Source organism: Jannaschia helgolandensis (assembly GCF_900109285.1).
Lineage (GTDB): Bacteria > Pseudomonadota > Alphaproteobacteria > Rhodobacterales > Rhodobacteraceae > Jannaschia > Jannaschia helgolandensis.
The window spans coordinates 215,001-231,045 of record NZ_FNZQ01000001.1 but is presented as its reverse complement, the minus strand read 5'-3'; the positions used below and the strand labels follow the sequence as shown (position 1 = coordinate 231,045).

15 protein-coding genes (1 of these 15 running past the window's edge) are annotated in these 16,045 nt (G+C 59.5%); 7 read left to right on the top strand and 8 right to left on the bottom strand.

The window, feature by feature from the left end; translation table 11 throughout:
* Positions 1-42 precede the first annotated feature (42 nt).
* Together BMY38_RS01050 and regB are read right to left on the bottom strand one after the other, a co-directional pair.
* On the bottom strand, positions 43-1,620 hold the full coding sequence (locus tag BMY38_RS01050; RefSeq protein ID WP_092758946.1) for a PAS domain-containing protein: 1,578 nt from the start codon (positions 1,618-1,620) through the stop codon (positions 43-45).
* A 110-nt stretch (positions 1,621-1,730) separates the two neighbouring features.
* Positions 1,731-3,095 carry a sensor histidine kinase RegB gene (gene regB / locus BMY38_RS01045; protein ID WP_092758944.1) on the bottom strand — a complete coding sequence of 455 codons (1,365 nt, stop codon included), beginning with the start codon at positions 3,093-3,095 and terminating at the stop codon, positions 1,731-1,733.
* 79 nt (positions 3,096-3,174) lie between these two features.
* Here regB and BMY38_RS01040 point away from each other — a divergent pair, with 79 nt between their 5' ends.
* Together BMY38_RS01040 and BMY38_RS01035 are read left to right on the top strand one after the other, a co-directional pair.
* Positions 3,175-3,726, top strand: a complete 552-nt coding sequence (locus BMY38_RS01040) for an ActR/PrrA/RegA family redox response regulator transcription factor (RefSeq protein WP_092758942.1) — start codon at positions 3,175-3,177, stop codon at positions 3,724-3,726.
* A complete protein-coding gene (locus BMY38_RS01035; protein WP_092758940.1) occupies positions 3,723-4,067 on the top strand; it encodes a hypothetical protein in 345 nt (114 codons plus the stop codon). Before BMY38_RS01040 ends, BMY38_RS01035 begins: the two co-directional genes overlap by 4 nt.
* Before the next feature lie 426 nt (positions 4,068-4,493).
* On the opposite strand, the gene BMY38_RS01030 is transcribed toward BMY38_RS01035, so the two are convergent.
* Positions 4,494-4,973, bottom strand: a complete 480-nt coding sequence (locus BMY38_RS01030; RefSeq protein WP_092758938.1) for a GNAT family N-acetyltransferase — start codon at positions 4,971-4,973, stop codon at positions 4,494-4,496.
* Between the two features lie 24 nt (positions 4,974-4,997).
* Entirely contained in the window at positions 4,998-5,609 is a 612-nt protein-coding gene (locus BMY38_RS01025) for an HD domain-containing protein (protein WP_092758936.1), read from the bottom strand.
* Between the two features lie 114 nt (positions 5,610-5,723).
* On the opposite strand from BMY38_RS01025, the gene BMY38_RS01020 reads away from it, so the two are divergent.
* Positions 5,724-6,041 carry a hypothetical protein gene (locus tag BMY38_RS01020; protein WP_092758934.1) on the top strand — a complete coding sequence of 106 codons (318 nt, stop codon included), beginning with the start codon at positions 5,724-5,726 and terminating at the stop codon, positions 6,039-6,041.
* A gap of 126 nt (positions 6,042-6,167) precedes the next feature.
* On the top strand, positions 6,168-7,559 hold the full coding sequence (gene ahcY / locus BMY38_RS01015) for an adenosylhomocysteinase (RefSeq protein ID WP_092758932.1): 1,392 nt from the start codon (positions 6,168-6,170) through the stop codon (positions 7,557-7,559).
* Between the two features lie 330 nt (positions 7,560-7,889).
* Here the strand turns inward: ahcY and BMY38_RS01010 are convergent, their stop codons facing one another.
* From BMY38_RS01010 to BMY38_RS17820, 4 genes are read right to left on the bottom strand one after another with little or no spacing between them, the layout of a single operon-like run.
* Positions 7,890-8,543 (bottom strand): LysE family translocator, encoded by a 654-nt coding sequence (locus BMY38_RS01010; RefSeq protein WP_092758930.1) that lies wholly within the window; start codon positions 8,541-8,543, stop codon positions 7,890-7,892.
* Between the two features lie 3 nt (positions 8,544-8,546).
* Complete coding sequence (locus BMY38_RS01005) at positions 8,547-9,599, bottom strand: isopenicillin N synthase family dioxygenase (RefSeq protein ID WP_092758928.1); 1,053 nt, start codon at positions 9,597-9,599, stop codon at positions 8,547-8,549.
* A 33-nt stretch (positions 9,600-9,632) separates the two neighbouring features.
* Positions 9,633-10,997, bottom strand: a complete 1,365-nt coding sequence (locus BMY38_RS01000; RefSeq protein ID WP_139204629.1) for a sensor histidine kinase — start codon at positions 10,995-10,997, stop codon at positions 9,633-9,635.
* Between the two features lie 54 nt (positions 10,998-11,051).
* Positions 11,052-11,555, bottom strand: a complete 504-nt coding sequence (locus BMY38_RS17820) for a hypothetical protein (protein ID WP_139204628.1) — start codon at positions 11,553-11,555, stop codon at positions 11,052-11,054.
* A gap of 94 nt (positions 11,556-11,649) precedes the next feature.
* On the opposite strand from BMY38_RS17820, the gene BMY38_RS00995 reads away from it, so the two are divergent.
* The 3 genes from BMY38_RS00995 to clpB all read left to right on the top strand — a co-directional run.
* Positions 11,650-12,762, top strand: a complete 1,113-nt coding sequence (locus BMY38_RS00995; protein ID WP_175495731.1) for a PRC-barrel domain-containing protein — start codon at positions 11,650-11,652, stop codon at positions 12,760-12,762.
* A gap of 471 nt (positions 12,763-13,233) precedes the next feature.
* Positions 13,234-13,575: a DUF2853 family protein gene (locus BMY38_RS00990; RefSeq protein ID WP_092758922.1), complete on the top strand. Its 342-nt coding sequence runs from the start codon at positions 13,234-13,236 to the stop codon at positions 13,573-13,575.
* 178 nt (positions 13,576-13,753) lie between these two features.
* Positions 13,754-16,045, top strand: the 5' portion of a protein-coding gene (gene clpB / locus BMY38_RS00985; protein ID WP_092758920.1) for an ATP-dependent chaperone ClpB. It continues 324 nt past the right edge of the window; 2,292 of the gene's 2,616 nt are visible here — the first part of the coding sequence; the start codon lies at positions 13,754-13,756; the stop codon falls past the right edge of the window.

Here is a 16,045-nt window from a genome sequence, read left to right as displayed (position 1 = left end):
ACTGCAGTTAGACGCCCGGTACCGGGACACGCAAGGGGGCGGTCAGGCGGAAGCGATCCTTTTTGCCGGCACCTCGGACTGCGCGGGTGTCACGGCGACATCGGGCCGGAATGTCAGTGCTATACGTCCGCCCGGCCGGGCACTGACCCGCAGCCGTAAAGCGGGCCCCTTCGTTTGTCCGATTGTATCGTCCCAATCGGCCCAATCCGCATCGGGACTGCGGATCAGATCGCGCAGTTCGCCCCATATCGAATGCGGGTGCGACAGCGTCTTCCAGTAGGTGATGCATCCGTCGAGCGTAGCGGGCAGGCCCGCGCTACCATCCCCCCACAGGGCGGCCGCTGCGGCATTGGCAAGAATTCTGGTGCCGTCAGCTTCGAAGATCGCGATTCCGTCGTCGAGATCTTCCAGAACCGCCATCATCATGTCCTGATCGGCCCGATGCGTGCGGTCTGCGATGACGTCCGCCGATATATCTTCCAGCATGAGCGTTACGGCACCGTCACCCTGCGGACGTCCGGTCACGCGAAATGTCGCGCCGCTGGGCAAGGTCCAGGTTTCGATGTAGACGCCTCGCCCAGCAGTGCGTTCGATGTCCGAAAGGCTGTCGCGCCAGGTCTTGTAATCGCGCGGCTCGGGCAACTTCTGGCGGTCGCGCAGCGCATCGAAGAAATCGGCAAGCAGCGGGCGGCGCGAGAGCCAGGCCCCATCAAGGCCGGTCATATCCATCAGCGCCGGATTGAACAGCGTCAATTGTCCGTTGCGGTCGAAGATGGCCAGGCCGGAGGGCAGAAAGGCAAAACTTTTTGTCAGGGTCTGAATGAACGTGCGGCGAGAATCCTCGGCCTTGATGACGGTATCGAGGGGGATCGCATGCCCATGGCGCAAACCATCCGTATCCGGGGCGGACGTGGTGACTTCAAACCAATGTTCGATACCGGCACGATCCCGGTTCTTGCGGCGTGTCTTGCCGGGCCCGGAGTCGTCCGGCTCGGGAAACAGAACGTGCAAGGGCCAGCCCTGCGCCGCATCCGGTCCGGCGCATTGCGCGACCCGTTCCAGATAGGCCGCGTTGGACCAGACGACCTGCCTGGCGTCGTTTACCGCCCAGCTGAGCGTCGGGCTGGTGTCGCCAACCCGGGCCAGCATCGAAATCTCGCTTTCCATGGCCTTGAGGCTGGACAGGTCGATACGAACAGAACCCTGCCGCTCTTCGGCGGTGGCGATTGTGATGCGGAGGTCTTCGCCGTCGCGCAGGCCGATTATGACGACGCGATCGCGCCCGAAGGGACCTTCCAGCTTGAACGGAAGCCCTGTGTCTCGCAGCGCATCGAAGGCGGTCGGCACATTCTCGTTTATATCCGACAAAGCTTCGATCAGCGAGTCCCACGCCTTGAGATGATCTATTGGAAAAGGCAGCAGGAATCCGACATTGCCGGAGTGGTTCACCAGATAGCCATGGCGAAATTGAAACTGGCGGGGTTCAGACAAGACGTCCGCATCCAGACCCTGCCACGCTTCGCACTTGCGGGGGGCGAGCCAGAGAACCGCCGATAGGGCCATGATGCCTGCGATCAGACCGCCAAGAACGGGTATCAGAATCATGATGGCGGATGGCATCGAACCCTCGGGGTTGTGACAGGCGAAGTTCTGCACGCCAAGGTGAGCGATTCGGGTTAAGAGGGGGTTAATGACGTCCGGTGAAGACCCGTAGGATATGGCTTGGAAAATCAGGGAAAGAGGGGGGTATTCTCGCCCAGGCCGCCGATTTTCGGCACGGCGAGGGACGCGCGCGGCCAGACGACTTCTGCGATTGCTCCACTGCGGACGGATGGCCTGCGCTGGCCGGGTTTCCTGCCGTTTGCGAAAGACAGAGTCGCGCCGGTACGTTCCAACAGTGTCTTGGCGATGAACAGGCCAAGACCCATCCCTTCATAGCCGTTGCGTCGCCGCGACCGCACGAACGGGTCCCCCAGCCGGTGTAGCATTTCGGGCGGATAGCCGGGCCCGTCGTCGATGATCCGAACCATGATCTCGTCAGCGGACCAACGCCCGTCGATCCAGATTTGCGATTGCGCAAAATCGACCGCGTTCTGGATCAGGTTGCGCAGCCCGTGGATGACCTCGGGTCGCCGTTGAAGGCTGGGCATGCGTTCGTCCGATCCGTCCGCCGCAGCCCAGTCGCAGGTAACGATAATGCCACGTCCTATATGCGGCTCTGCCGCTTCGCGGACCAGCGTTTCGAACAGGGCAGTGCGCATGTGGTGATCTGTCTTGCCCGCCCGCCCCATCGACCGAAGGATGTCGCGACACCGATCAGCCTGAGAGCGGATCAGCAGTACGTCCTCCAGCAGATCGGGCCGCTCCGACAATTCCTCCGCCAATTCCGAAGACACGAGTTTGATGGTCGCCAGAGGCGTACCGAGCTCATGTGCCGTTGCGGCGATGACGCCGCCCAGATCATGCAGCTTCTGTTCCCGGGCGAGCGCGGTTTGCGTGGCCAGAAGCGCATTGGACGTGCGTTCTGTTTCCAGCGTCAGGCGGTAGGCAAACCCGGCGAGGAATATCATGCTGATCAAGATGGCCAGCCAGAATCCCACCAGTTGCAGTTGCGACAGTTCCAGCAGACGGCCATCCGATAACCGCAGCGGCAGGTAATATCCCCCCAGCAATGTAATCAGCGCAGCCCCGATGGCACCCAGCGTCAGGGTCGACCGGAGCGACAGCGCTGTTGCCGAGATCGTCACGGGCGCAAGGAAAAGCATAGCAAACGGATTGTGCAGCCCTCCTGTGAGGAACAGAAGAGCTGACAGTTGTATAAGATCGAACAGCAGGAAGCCGAAGGCCGCCCGATCCGAGAGGCGGGTATTGGCGGGGCGCATGGCCTCGGTCATCAGGTTCGCGACGGCCGCAGCGCCGATGACCATTGCGCAAAGCCCGAGTTCGAACTGAAGGTCCAGCAGGAGGCTTCCCGTCAGAACGGTGACGGACTGTCCCAGGATTGCAAGCCACCGCAGATTGACTAGCGTGCCGAGGCGCACCTGCGGCGCTCCAGTTTCGGGCGGCAGCAGGCTGCCGGTAGTCTGTGTTGACATGGGGCGGGACGCTCCCGAATTTGACCACGGCAGGATCGCCCCATATCTCCAAGGTGACAAGGCCACCCGGAGAAACGGTATGAGCGACGCCCTAAAGAACATCGGTCCCGATCGGACGCTTTTGCTGGTCGATGATGATGAACCGTTTCTGCGGCGGTTGGAGCGGGCGATGCAAAAGCGCGGCTTCGACGTGCAGGCGGCACAATCCGTCGCTGAAGGACTGGCGTCGGTCAGCGCCCGCCCGGCCGCTTACGCCGTCGTCGACCTGCGGCTTGAGGATGGCAACGGACTGGATGTGGTCGAAAAGCTGCGCGAAAGACGGCCGGACGCGCGTATCGTGGTTCTGACAGGATATGGCGCAATCGCAACGGCGGTCGCTGCGGTCAAGATCGGGGCGACCGACTATTTGTCGAAACCGGCCGATGCGAACGATATCACCGACGCGCTTCTGGCGCAGGGCGAGGCGTTGCCGCCGCCGCCTGATAACCCGATGTCGGCGGACCGGGTCCGGTGGGAGCATATCCAGCGCGTTTTCGAGTTGTGCGACCGCAACGTGTCCGAAACGGCCCGTCGCCTCAACATGCATCGACGGACGTTGCAGCGCATTTTGGCGAAACGGTCGCCCAGATGAGGTCGACTGCCCTGAGCGGAGTGCTTCTGGCGGGGCTGGCCGCGTGTCAACCTGCCGTTCCGCCGGTTGCATCGCCCGTTTTGCCGGGTCTGACGCTTGTGCCTGCGTCTGGCGGACTTCTGGTGAACGGTTCCGGCGGACGGGAGATCGGCTTCGGGCGTGATCAGCCGGGCGCATTGCAGACGGTTGCCCGGATCGAAGGTATGGCCCCGCGCGCGACTTCCTGTGGTTCAGGTCGTCAGGCCTTTGTGACCAAAGGTAATCTGCAGCTAGTGTTCGAAAGTGGAACCTTCGTCGGGTGGACCAGTGGTTCGGATACTGCAGGACGAACCTGCGGCTGAAAGTTTGCAGGATCGGGCCGTCTGTGTGATGGCCCAGGCACCGAAAGCAACCGAACCGGAAGCCAGCACCGCCTCCAGGACGTATCGCCATCACCATCGTTCAGTCCCAGCCTCGCGACGGGGATATTTGAGGAATTTACAAACCCCTCAGGCCAGGGTCCCCGGCAGCGCGCCCACACTGCGGCCAGACCTGCCCATCGCGTTTCCGGTGCGGAAAGCGATGCCAGCCTGACCATTCCGGCGATATGAGGGTATAATCTCAACATTCGACCCCATGCCAATGGGAGGCAAAAGCAAGTCGCCCAGATAACGTTCAAAAAAAGCTACATTACCAGCGCCTAACGACTGCGAACGTCGTGACCCGCAGCACGAACACTTTGGCTTGCGATGTCCTTTCAAACGCAGGGACGTGATGTCATCGGGCCATCATAGGCGATAGGTCGTTACCACTTTGTTGACAGTTCTGCCGTCTGGCAGAGGCAGATTCTTCAGGTGCCCTACTGTTTCGAACCCTCGTGACCTGTAATAGGCGAGTCCCCCGCCGTTGTCGGCATGGATGACGGCATTGATCCGGCGATATCCCAAGGTGCGCGCGGCGGCACAGGTTGCCCTGAACAAGGCCGATCCGATCCCGACACCGTGTTGCCCAAGCGCGACGAAGGTGGCGATGTCGCAGGTGTCGGGTGCCAGGTCGACATGCGGACCGATCCATTGAAACCCACAGATGTCGCCGCCGACTTCGGCGAGGTGCCAAGCCCCGCTCTCGTGCATCCAATCCCGCAGGTCGGCGGATGTGACGGATGTGGTCAAGGCAGTCATGCCGCCTGCGGCGATGATGTCGTTCAAAAGGCTGACCATCGCCCCCGCATCAAAGGACTGCGCCTTGCGGACGTCGATCTGCGTCATGGCTCGACCTGTTGCACATGGAGTTTAACCATGATCGAGGGCCGTTATCAAACGGGCATGGCATTCCAGGAAAGCCGCGCGTGCCTCGGCAGGGGGGCGCAGAGTCAGGGACAGGCCGTCCAGAACGCCCGGTGCGGGTTTGCCGAAGAAGCGGTTTGCTTCAGTTGGATCGAAGCCCGCTATCCCCACCGCCTCGAGCCAGGCAGACAGCTTGTCGGCTTTCTTGATACGACGCTTCAGCCGATCTGGCGTGTGGGCCGTCAGACCAAACCGCAGGTGAATCGCGGCCTGTAGCCGACTATCCAAGGCACCGTAGTCAGACCCGACGGCTGCCTTTACCGGCGAGATCATGTCGCCGATCACGTATTCAGGCGCATCGTGCAGCAGGGCCGTCAACCGCTCGCGCGCGGATGCAGCGGGGTGGAGGCGGGTGAATATTTCGACCACCAGCAAAGAGTGTTCGGCCACTGAATAGGGCCAGTCGCCATGGGTCTGACCATTCCATCTGGCCACGAAGGCAAGGCCGTGCGCGATATCCACGACCTCGATATCCATCGGGGTCGGGTCCAGAAGGTCGAGACGGCGTCCCGACAGCATGCGCTGCCATGCGCGGGGTTGAGGGCGTTGGCGGATCATTCAACCGTCGTAGCCGCGCTACGCCGCGATGCAACCAAATCGTGATTCTGGCGTTGTTTCCGCGACGGCAGACGTCAGGTGCGATCAGTCGCGGTATTGATACGGGAGTGCCAAATGAATTCGAAATTCATCCTCGCAACCGCTGTAATTGGATTTTGTACCGGCATAGTCACCCCAGCGCTGGCGCAGGTGGCCGCGAATTGCGCGCCGCGCGCGGAGGTCATTGACCGTCTGTCAGGTTACTATGGCGAAGCGCTTGACGGTGGCGGCCTGCAAAGCGATTCGACATTGTTTGAAGTCTGGGTATCCAGGGCTGACCGAAACTGGACGATCCTGATGACAGATGTGTCCGGCTTGTCCTGCATAATGGCAGCCGGAACTGACTGGTCCGGCGGCACCGACCTTGCACAGATATCCGATGCACCGGTCTGACGGCATCAGCAGCACGGCTCCCACCTGATGCCAACTCGTGCGCGTGTCTGCGCGTTGCTTCCGGTTATTGTGCGGCACTGTTCCTGCTGCTAGGCGGCGACCAACCGGATTTCCGCAGGAGCACGTGTGATGAGCGACTATATCGTCAAGGACATCAAGTTGGCCGCATATGGCCGCAAAGAACTCGACATTGCAGAAACCGAGATGCCAGGACTGATGGCTCTGCGTGAGGAATATGGCGGGTCGCAGCCGCTTGCAGGTGCGCGGATCGTCGGTTCGCTGCACATGACGATTCAGACAGCGGTTCTGATTGAAACGCTGGTCGCCTTGGGCGCTGACGTGCGCTGGGCTTCATGCAACATCTTTTCCACGCAGGATCATGCGGCGGCTGCAATTGCCGAAGGCGGAACACCGGTCTTCGCGATCAAGGGGCAGACCCTGACCGAGCATTGGGACTATCTGGACAGGTCCTTCATGTTCGCCGAGGGCGCGAACATGATTCTGGACGATGGCGGAGACGCGACCCTGTACGTCTTGCTGGGTGCACGGGTCGAGGCCGGTGAAACCGACCTGATCGAAGTACCGACCTCCGAGGAGGAAGAGGCGATCTTTGCGCAGATCAAGAAGCGCATGAAGGAAAGCCCGGGCTGGTTCACCAAGGTCCGGAATGCGATCAAGGGCGTATCCGAGGAAACGACAACCGGCGTGCATCGTCTTTATGACCTTCACAAGAAGGGTCAGTTGCCATTTCCTGCGATCAACGTAAACGACTCGGTCACCAAGTCGAAGTTCGATAATAAATATGGCTGCAAGGAATCGCTTGTTGACGGAATCCGTCGCGCGACCGACACGATGATGGCCGGCAAGGTCGCCGTCGTTTGCGGCTATGGCGACGTCGGCAAGGGTTCGGCGGCATCGTTGTCCGGTGCCGGCGCGCGCGTGAAGGTGACCGAAGTCGATCCGATCTGCGCGTTGCAGGCCGCGATGGACGGATATGAGGTCGTGACGCTGGAAGATGCAATTTCGTCCGCCGATATCTTCATAACGACGACTGGCAACAAGGACGTCATCCGCATCGAGCATATGCGCGAGATGAAGGACATGGCGATCGTCGGGAACATCGGCCACTTCGACAACGAGATCCAGGTCGCCAGCCTGAAGAACCACAAATGGACAAACATCAAGGAACAGGTGGACATGATCGAAATGCCTTCGGGCAATCGCATTATCCTGCTGTCCGAAGGTCGCCTGCTGAACCTTGGCAACGCAACAGGTCATCCGTCTTTCGTTATGTCGGCGTCGTTCACCAATCAGGTGTTGGCGCAGATCGAGTTGTGGACCAAGGGCGAGGAGTATGCGCCGGGCGTCTACATCCTGCCCAAGCATCTGGACGAGAAGGTCGCGCGCCTGCACCTGGACCGTATCGGCGTGAAATTGTCGTCGCTGTCCAAAGAGCAGGCCGAATATATCGGCGTGACGCAGGACGGGCCATTCAAGCCGGAACATTATCGCTACTGATAATAAATGATTGATTATAGAGGCTTAATCCATAGTTTGGATTGGGCCTTTATAATATACCAATAGATTCAACGCATCATTTCACCGGAGATTTCCGCCAGGCAGGCTTTGCCGTAAGGCAATCCGCTCAGGAATGCGTTCTGCGGCAAATGGCTCCCACGGAGACGGCGCGGGTGCTGGGCCGACGCCGCAGAACGACTTTCCGCGAGCTAAGGCGCAATCACTTCGTCGATCGCTCAACGCTCAAGGTCGTAGGCTGCTCGTTGTGGCTGCGCAGCAGCAGACGGCGGATCGGCGCGCAGGTCATGTAGCGCTCACTCCAATGGCTCGTCAGAAAAATCCGAAATGCAGGTTCGCTGCAATCGCGATCAGCGTCAAACCACCGGCCCATGCCAAGCCCATTCTAATGGGTTCATTGCGACGGATGCTCTCCGCAGCGGTGCCGCCCAGATAGGCGACGAGAATGTCCGACGGCAAGGCCGTCAGTGGGACGAGAATGCCGAGGACAAGCAACTGGACCTGTACGTTCAGCGTCCCCGTTCCTCCCGTGCTGGCATCCACAAAGGGCGGCAGGAACAGCGCGAAGAACAAGACGGTCTTGGGATTGAGAACTTCGATCAGAATGCCCTGCCGGACAATTTCAGAAAACGGCCGAACCTCGACCGCTTCAGCCCGCATGACCATGGATGCGCCGCCGCGCGCACCTCGGATCATGTCGACCCCCAGCCACACGAGATAGGCGGATCCCGCAAGGCGCAGGGTCGGTACGATCCAATCAAACGCCGCGAAGAGCGCTGCCAGACCTAGCGCGGTTGCGACCGCCAGCAGTATGCCCCCGAGGCCAAGTCCGATCGCCGAGGCCAAGCCCGCTGCACGGCTCTGCCCGACGCTGCGGGACAGCACGTAGAGCATTGAAGGCCCGGGTGTTGCGCTCAGCGCAAGGCCGGCAAGGGCCACGGTGAGAATCGTATCGACAGGCGGCATGGATCAGTCGTCGCTCCGGTTCAGACGATCCTCGAAGGGATTGGTGACCGCATCCTCCGGATCGCCACGCCGCACCTGATTTCGCAGGTAGGGAAAATCCCGCACCAGCATCCGCTCGAGATGCGCGCCGGCAGTGAAGGGGGCATAGCGTGGAGGGTGGCCCGGCTCAACCAGCTCGGGGAATGGCGCGATGACCGTATCGTGGTTGGTCGCTGTGAAGTACGGCAGCGAAAACCGTTCCGGGCTAAGGTTGAGAACCCGGTGCGGCGTCGAGCGCAGGAGACCGTTTGTCCAGGCCTCCATCATGTCGCCGATGTTCACCACAAGGGCGGATGGATCTACCGGCACATCGATCCAGCGGTCGTCGCGTGTCATCACCTGAAGGCCAGGGTTGCCGGTATGCAGAAGGGTTAGGCACTCGTAGTCAGTGTGCGCGCCCATGTTCACGGATTTCGAACTCGCCACCTGACGGTCCCGGACATAGTGCAGCAAACGCAGCTGCGAGATCGGCTTGCTCATCCGACTGGTCATTGATTCGGGCGGCAGACCCAGGTGCAATTCCAGCAATGCGCATAGTCTTTGTCCAAGATCCGCTACCTGTGCATAGTAGACAGAGATGGCATCCCGAAAACCGGGCTGATCAGGCCAGACGTTCGGTCCCAGCATTCGGTTGCCAACGCAATAGTCAGGGTCGTCCTCCGGCAGGTCCAAACCAAGATCGAATGCCTCGTAGTTACGGCTGACTTCGTCGGGATAATCCCCCTTTTCGGTAAACGGGACATAGCCACGATGATTTGCGCTCAAGCCGATGTAGAGGCGGCGCTTCTCGATTTCGGGTCGCGCGAAAAATGTGCGCGCAGCGGCATAGGTTGCCTTGATCGTGGCCGCGTCGATACCATGATCACACACGCGGAAAAATCCGACCTCTCGCGCGGCCTGTCCGATCGTATCGGCAAGCCGGGTAACCCGATTAATGTCTTTCGACCCGAGATCGCACAGACTAATGAGCGGAATGACCTCATCAGTCTCCGGTACGCGCGCCGATGCACCTGACATTCTTTCCCCCCTGTCGGACAACACCTCCACAAATCAGGTTAACGATTCGTTAACGTCAGGGTCGATTGCAGGAAAATAGACATCGAATGTCGCACCGCCCATCGGCCCTGACCGGGCGATGATCGAACCGCCGCTTTGCTTTACGAAGCCCTGCACCATGGAGAGGCCAAGACCGGTCCCCTGTCCCACAACTTTTGTGGTGAAGAACGGATCGAATATTCTCTGAAGCGTCTTGGGCGGAATGCCCATGCCTTCGTCGGTCACACTCAGACGGACGTACCGGCCTGGCGCGAGGTCGAGCCCACGTGTCCTGCGCGCGACATCGTCGCAGACAAGGTTTCCTGTTTCGATCCTGATCGTTCCCCGATCCTCCATGGCATCCCTGGCGTTCATCATCAGGTTGACCAGTGCGATCTCTGTCGCGCTCGGATCGACGGCAACTGTCCAGGTTCCCGCCTCGAAGGCCATTTCGACATCACAGCCGAAAGCTTTCTGGTTTCGATCCCATGTCTCTGCGATGAGCGCATTGAGGTCCGTCGGTTGCGGGACAAGTCGCATCTGCTGCGAGAATGCCATCATGTCCCGAATTAGGTTGGCACCCCGGTCGGCTGCGGCACGCGCATCTCCAAGAAACACGCCCACCTCGGGCGGTACGCGATGCTCTCCGACAAGGTCAAGATTTCCGGCGATGACTGTCAGCAGATTATTGAACCCGTGCGCAAAGCCACCTGTAAGGCGACCGATTGCCTCAAGCTTCCGGGCCTCGAAGAGTTGCGCTTCGAGCGCCTTTCGCGTTTCTGTCTCCGCGCTCAGTTGGGCATGCGACTGGACCAGATCGCGATAGCGTTGCTCGGACCGCTCCGTTTCCGCCAGCAGATCGAGCTTCGCGCTCGTCATTGCGGCAATCGTGGAAAGAACCTCCAGTTCAGCCGGGCCGAATGCGCCAGCTTCAGGATGCTCGCTGTCTATCACGCCCAGGACGCGACCGTCCGAGATCAGGGGAACGCAGATCTCAGAGCGGGCAGGCTGGGTGTCGGGAATGTAGTTCTGGTTGGACAGCAGATCCTCAATCACGACGGCTTCTCCGGTTCTCGCCGTCCGACCAGTGATTCCCTCCCCGAACGGGATACGCAACGGGTTGAGAATTGTCCGTCCATAAGGGTTCTTGTCCCCGAGGGCCGCGACCTGCACGAGTTCCTCGGTTGCGGGATCAGCCTCGTAGATAACGCAGTCAACGAAGTTCAACCTGCCCACAACGTTCCGCGCGACATACCAGAACAGGTCCTCGGCGTTGCGTATGGACATAATGTCGATGGCGAACGAGTTGAGAGTCCGGAGCGTGCCGACGCTGCCGGTACCAGACATTTCCGAAATGGCGTTCAGTATGGCTTTCTGCACAACGGTAGCTTGGCCTGTGATCAGCGGTATCGCGTGAATACCTGTCCGCGACCATCACACCGGAAAGCATTCAGGACAACCGTTTCCGACTCGGAAGTTGAAACCTTCAGCAATTCCGGCGCGGTTATATGCGCCCTGCGCCGCGGGCATATCCCAAAGAATGCTGGGAGAAAGACCAAAGCCTTCAGCTGCCGTCATCTGCAAGCGCCGCCGCCTTGGCCGTGATCCTCCAGGCGGTTCGCTGATATGCTGATTACCGCGCCAGCATGACCAGTTCGACGGAATCAATCCGTCGCGCGCCGATGTTGATCCGTGCGGATATGAATCGGAGGGGGAATTCGAAGGCAGACTCTGAATATGGGATGTCAAAGCGCCAGCACCCGAAACATCGCCTGTCGCGCCGGGCTGGGACATGCCGGGGAAGGGATATAGGAACAATCCAACTGACCGACCAACTGCCAAATCGAATTGTTCCATTGTAGTAGATCCCGTCTCAGCAAAGCCTTTTTCATTGAACTGACCGCACCTAAACCAAATATAACGTAAGCGGTCCGACATCAGTTCCCGCCTCATTTGTTTAACAAGAAAGTTGGAACCGGTCTGACTTCAGAAGGTTTGTCATTATACTGCAAACAGCTGAATGGAGACCCCGATGACCAAGCACAGCCTGCTTCTGAGCAGTGTCGCCGCACTGGCACTCGCCACCACCGCAGCATATTCCGAGAGCCATGTAAGATTGGATGCAAACGGCAATCCGGTCTCCGGTGGTGCATCTGTAAGTTCCGATCCCCTTGGCGGTCAGATCGTTGTCGAGCAGGGTGACGCCGAAGTCGATGTCACAGTCCCCGATCCGGTTGTTACGGTTGATCAGGCCCGTCCCGAAGTTCTGGTCGAACAGGCGCAGCCTGAAATCACCGTGACCGTTGCCGAACCGACGGTTACGGTCGAGCAGCAGGCTCCGGTCATCACCATCGAACAAGCGCAGCCCGAAGTGGTCGTGACGATTCCCGAGCCGACTATCACCGTAATTATGCCCGAGCCGAATGTTAACGTCGATACCGCCGAGCCGGAGATCGCCGTTCAACAGCCCGAACCCATCGTTCGGTTTGTCCGTCCCGAGCCCCGCATCACTATCGAGGAATCCGAGCCGCGCGTGGAAGTGACTCAGGCCGAACCGCAAATCCGCTTGAATCGTGCCGAGGCCGCTGAAATCGCTATCGAACAGGCTGATGCCAATGTGAACGTCCAATCGGAAGGCGAGGGTGAAGTTGTTTTGTCCGAAACCGACCCGGTCGTGAACATCGAACAGTCTGGACAAGCCGACGTAAACGTCGATCAGGCCGAAGCACGTGTTGTAATTGACGGCAATGCCGATCCGGCGGTTACTATCGACGGGACTGATGGCGAGCGCGCGGAAGCCGTCTCTACGGACGTTCAGCCGCCAGCCGATCCTGCTGCTTCAATGTTTGCTGATGTACGTGTATCCGATCTGGTCGGTATGGATGTTCGGGGCGAAACCGGCAATGAAGTTGGCGAAATCGACAGCATCGTAAAAGGCAACGATGGACTTGTTGCGATTGTTGGAGTCGGTGGTTTCCTCGGACTGGGGGAACATGAGGTTGCCATCGCGCTTGATCGTTTCGAGCGTTCGGACGACGTATTGATCTTGAACGCCCTGACCGAATCCGAACTGGAGGCCATGCCGGCATGGGATAAATCTGGCGAAGTTCAGGCGCTGGATATGATGGTCGGCGATATTAAGTGACGGTTATCGCAAGGTTATAAGTTAGGCACAGGGTCCCGCTTCGGCGGGGCCTTTTCATTTTATGATCGTTCGGTCAGGCGGGGCGCCCTTTTTCATCATGGAAGCAGCTAAGCCGGTCAACCTGATCCAAGCCGACACTGGCTCAGCACTCATGCGATGGCTGAGACACAGGGATGTCCACGGCGTGACAATGGCTGGTGGTCGCCAGTTTGATTTATACAACGGCTATCTGTGATATGCCCGAAGCAGCGCTCTGACGGGCGGTGCGGGATGACGTATGGGGTTGGTTCTTCACCGTTCTTGACCCGAGCGTAGTGCGTTCCGCTCCGATCGTGTTTATCTTCCGTCGACATACTGGAGCTTGTGGCTCGGACACATCGCGAAGTTTTTCTTTATTTTTACCCCTGATTTGGCAATTGTTGCGCCGGGGGGCGCACAGGCGTCCAGACCGTAGATCGAGAGGGACACCTGATGAGCAAACGTGATGAACTGATCGGAAAATATGCCGATGAAATCCGCAGCAAGATTGGCGAAGCGCCCGATATGGACCTTCTGCGCAAAGTAACCATCGGGTGCGGCCCCTCGATCTACAACCGCGACAGTTCAACCGTGTCGACCACCTCCAAGGAGGAGATGGCTACGGTGAAGAACAATTTCCTCATCAAGAAGCTGGGTCTGTCCGACGGACCAAAGCTGGATGAGGCCATCAGCACAGTGGCCGAAAAGTACGGCAAATCGAACACCAACAAATATCGTGCCGTTTTCTACTACCTGCTGACCAAGCACTTCGGGAAAGCCAGCGTCTACGGCTGACGCCGTACCAGGACCGCTGTTTGATCGGGTGTCTTCCGAAACGAAGGCGCCCGTTTTCCGTTCGCGCTCCATCTTGCGAGCCCTGCTGACGCATCCCATCTTCTGTAACGAGGTCTGCACCCGCACCGCGCCTGGAACAGGGCGGCGCATCCGGCAGGCGCTTTATAGGAGAGACGATATGAACGTGGAGAAATTCACCGAACGCGCGCGCGGCTTCCTTCAGGCTGCACAGACGATCGCCACGCGTGAAGAGCATCAGCAGTTGATGCCGGAGCATTTGCTCAAGGCGATATTGGATGACGAACAGGGCATGGCTGCGAACTTGATCGCGGCAGCTGGCGGTGCGCCCGACCGCGTGCGCCAGGCTGTCGACATTTCGGTTTCGAAGCTGCCCAAGGTGTCGGGAGATGCGGGGCAGGTCTATCTGTCGCGCGAACTGACCCGTGTGTTGGATGAGGCCGAAACGGTGGCGAAAAAGGCTGGCGACAGTTTCGTGCCGGTCGAGCGGGTGCTGATGGCGCTGGCGATGGTCAAGTCCAAAGCCAAGGACGCGCTGGATGCAGGTGCGGTCAATGCACAGGCGTTGAACGCCGCGATTAACGACGTACGCAAAGGGCGGACAGCGGATTCGGCGTCCGCGGAGGATACCTATGAAGCGCTTGGCAAATATGCCCGTGACCTGACCGAAGCCGCGCGCGAGGGTAAGATCGATCCGATCATCGGACGTGACGAGGAAATCCGTCGCGCCATGCAGGTGCTGAGCCGCCGCACCAAGAACAACCCTGTTCTGATTGGCGAGCCTGGCACCGGCAAGACGGCCATCGCGGAAGGTCTGGCCTTGCGGATCGTCAATGGCGACGTGCCGGAATCCTTGCGCGACAAGCGACTGATGTCGCTGGATATGGGCGCGCTGATCGCGGGGGCGAAATATCGCGGTGAGTTCGAGGAGCGGTTGAAAGCTGTGCTGTCGGAAGTGACTGCAGCGGCTGGCGAAGTGATACTATTCATCGATGAGATGCACACGCTGGTAGGCGCAGGCAAATCCGACGGCGCGATGGATGCCGCCAACCTGATCAAGCCGGCACTGGCGCGAGGGGAGTTGCACTGTATCGGCGCGACGACCTTGGATGAGTATCGCAAGTACGTAGAGAAGGACGCAGCCTTGGCGCGTCGTTTCCAGCCCTTGATGGTCGATGAGCCTTCGGTGTCTGACACCATCAGCATCCTGCGCGGTATCAAGGAGAAGTACGAGTTGCACCACGGTGTCCGGATCTCGGACGCGGCTCTGGTGGCGGCGGCGACTTTGTCGAACCGCTATATCACGGATCGTTTCCTTCCGGACAAAGCCATTGACCTGGTCGATGAAGCCGCATCGCGGTTGCGGATGGAAGTGGACAGCAAGCCCGAAGAACTGGACGCACTGGATCGCGATATATTGCAAAAGCAAATCGAGGTGGAGGCACTGCGGCTTGAGGATGATCAGGCATCTAAAGACCGGCTGGAAAATCTGGAGCGGTCGCTCTCCGATCTGCAGGAGCAATCCGCTTCGATGACGGCTGCTTGGCAGGCCGAGCGTGATAAGCTGGACACTGCACGTGACCTTAAGGAGCAGCTGGACCATTCGCGTGTCGAACTGGATCAGGCCAAACGCGAAGGCAATTTCGGTCGCGCCGGTGAGTTGCAGTACGGGCGTATCCCCGAGCTTGAGAAACAGTTGGCCGAAGCCGAGAGTCGCGAAGGCGATATGATGGTCGAAGAAGCCGTGCGCCCAGAACAGATCGCCAGTGTGGTCGAGCGCTGGACTGGCATTCCGATGTCTCGGATGCTGGAAGGCGAGCGCGAAAAGCTGCTGCGGATGGAGGACGAGCTTGGCCGCCGCGTCATTGGTCAGCATACGGCGGTCACGGCGGTTGCGAATGCCGTCCGGCGTGCGCGCGCTGGTCTGAACGACGAAGCGCGCCCTTTGGGCAGCTTCCTGATGTTGGGACCGACCGGCGTGGGCAAGACCGAGTTGACGAAGGCCTTGGCCGAATTTCTGTTCGACGACGATGGGGCGATGGTTCGCATCGACATGTCTGAGTTCATGGAAAAACACGCCGTGTCACGTCTGATCGGCGCGCCGCCGGGATACGTTGGCTATGAAGAAGGTGGTGTCCTGACTGAAGCCGTTCGGCGCAGACCCTACCAAGTTGTGCTGTTCGACGAAGTCGAGAAGGCACATCCGGACGTGTTCAACGTGCTCTTGCAAGTGCTGGACGACGGTATCTTGACCGATGGCCAGGGCCGCAAGGTCGATTTCAAGCAGACACTGATCATCCTGACGTCGAACCTTGGCGCTCAGGCGTTGAGTCAACTGCCGGATGGGGCCGATGCAGCGCAGGCCAAACGGGATGTTATGGATGCGGTTCGCGCCCATTTCCGGCCCGAGTTTTTGAATCGTCTGGACGAGACGATCATTTTCGACCGGCTT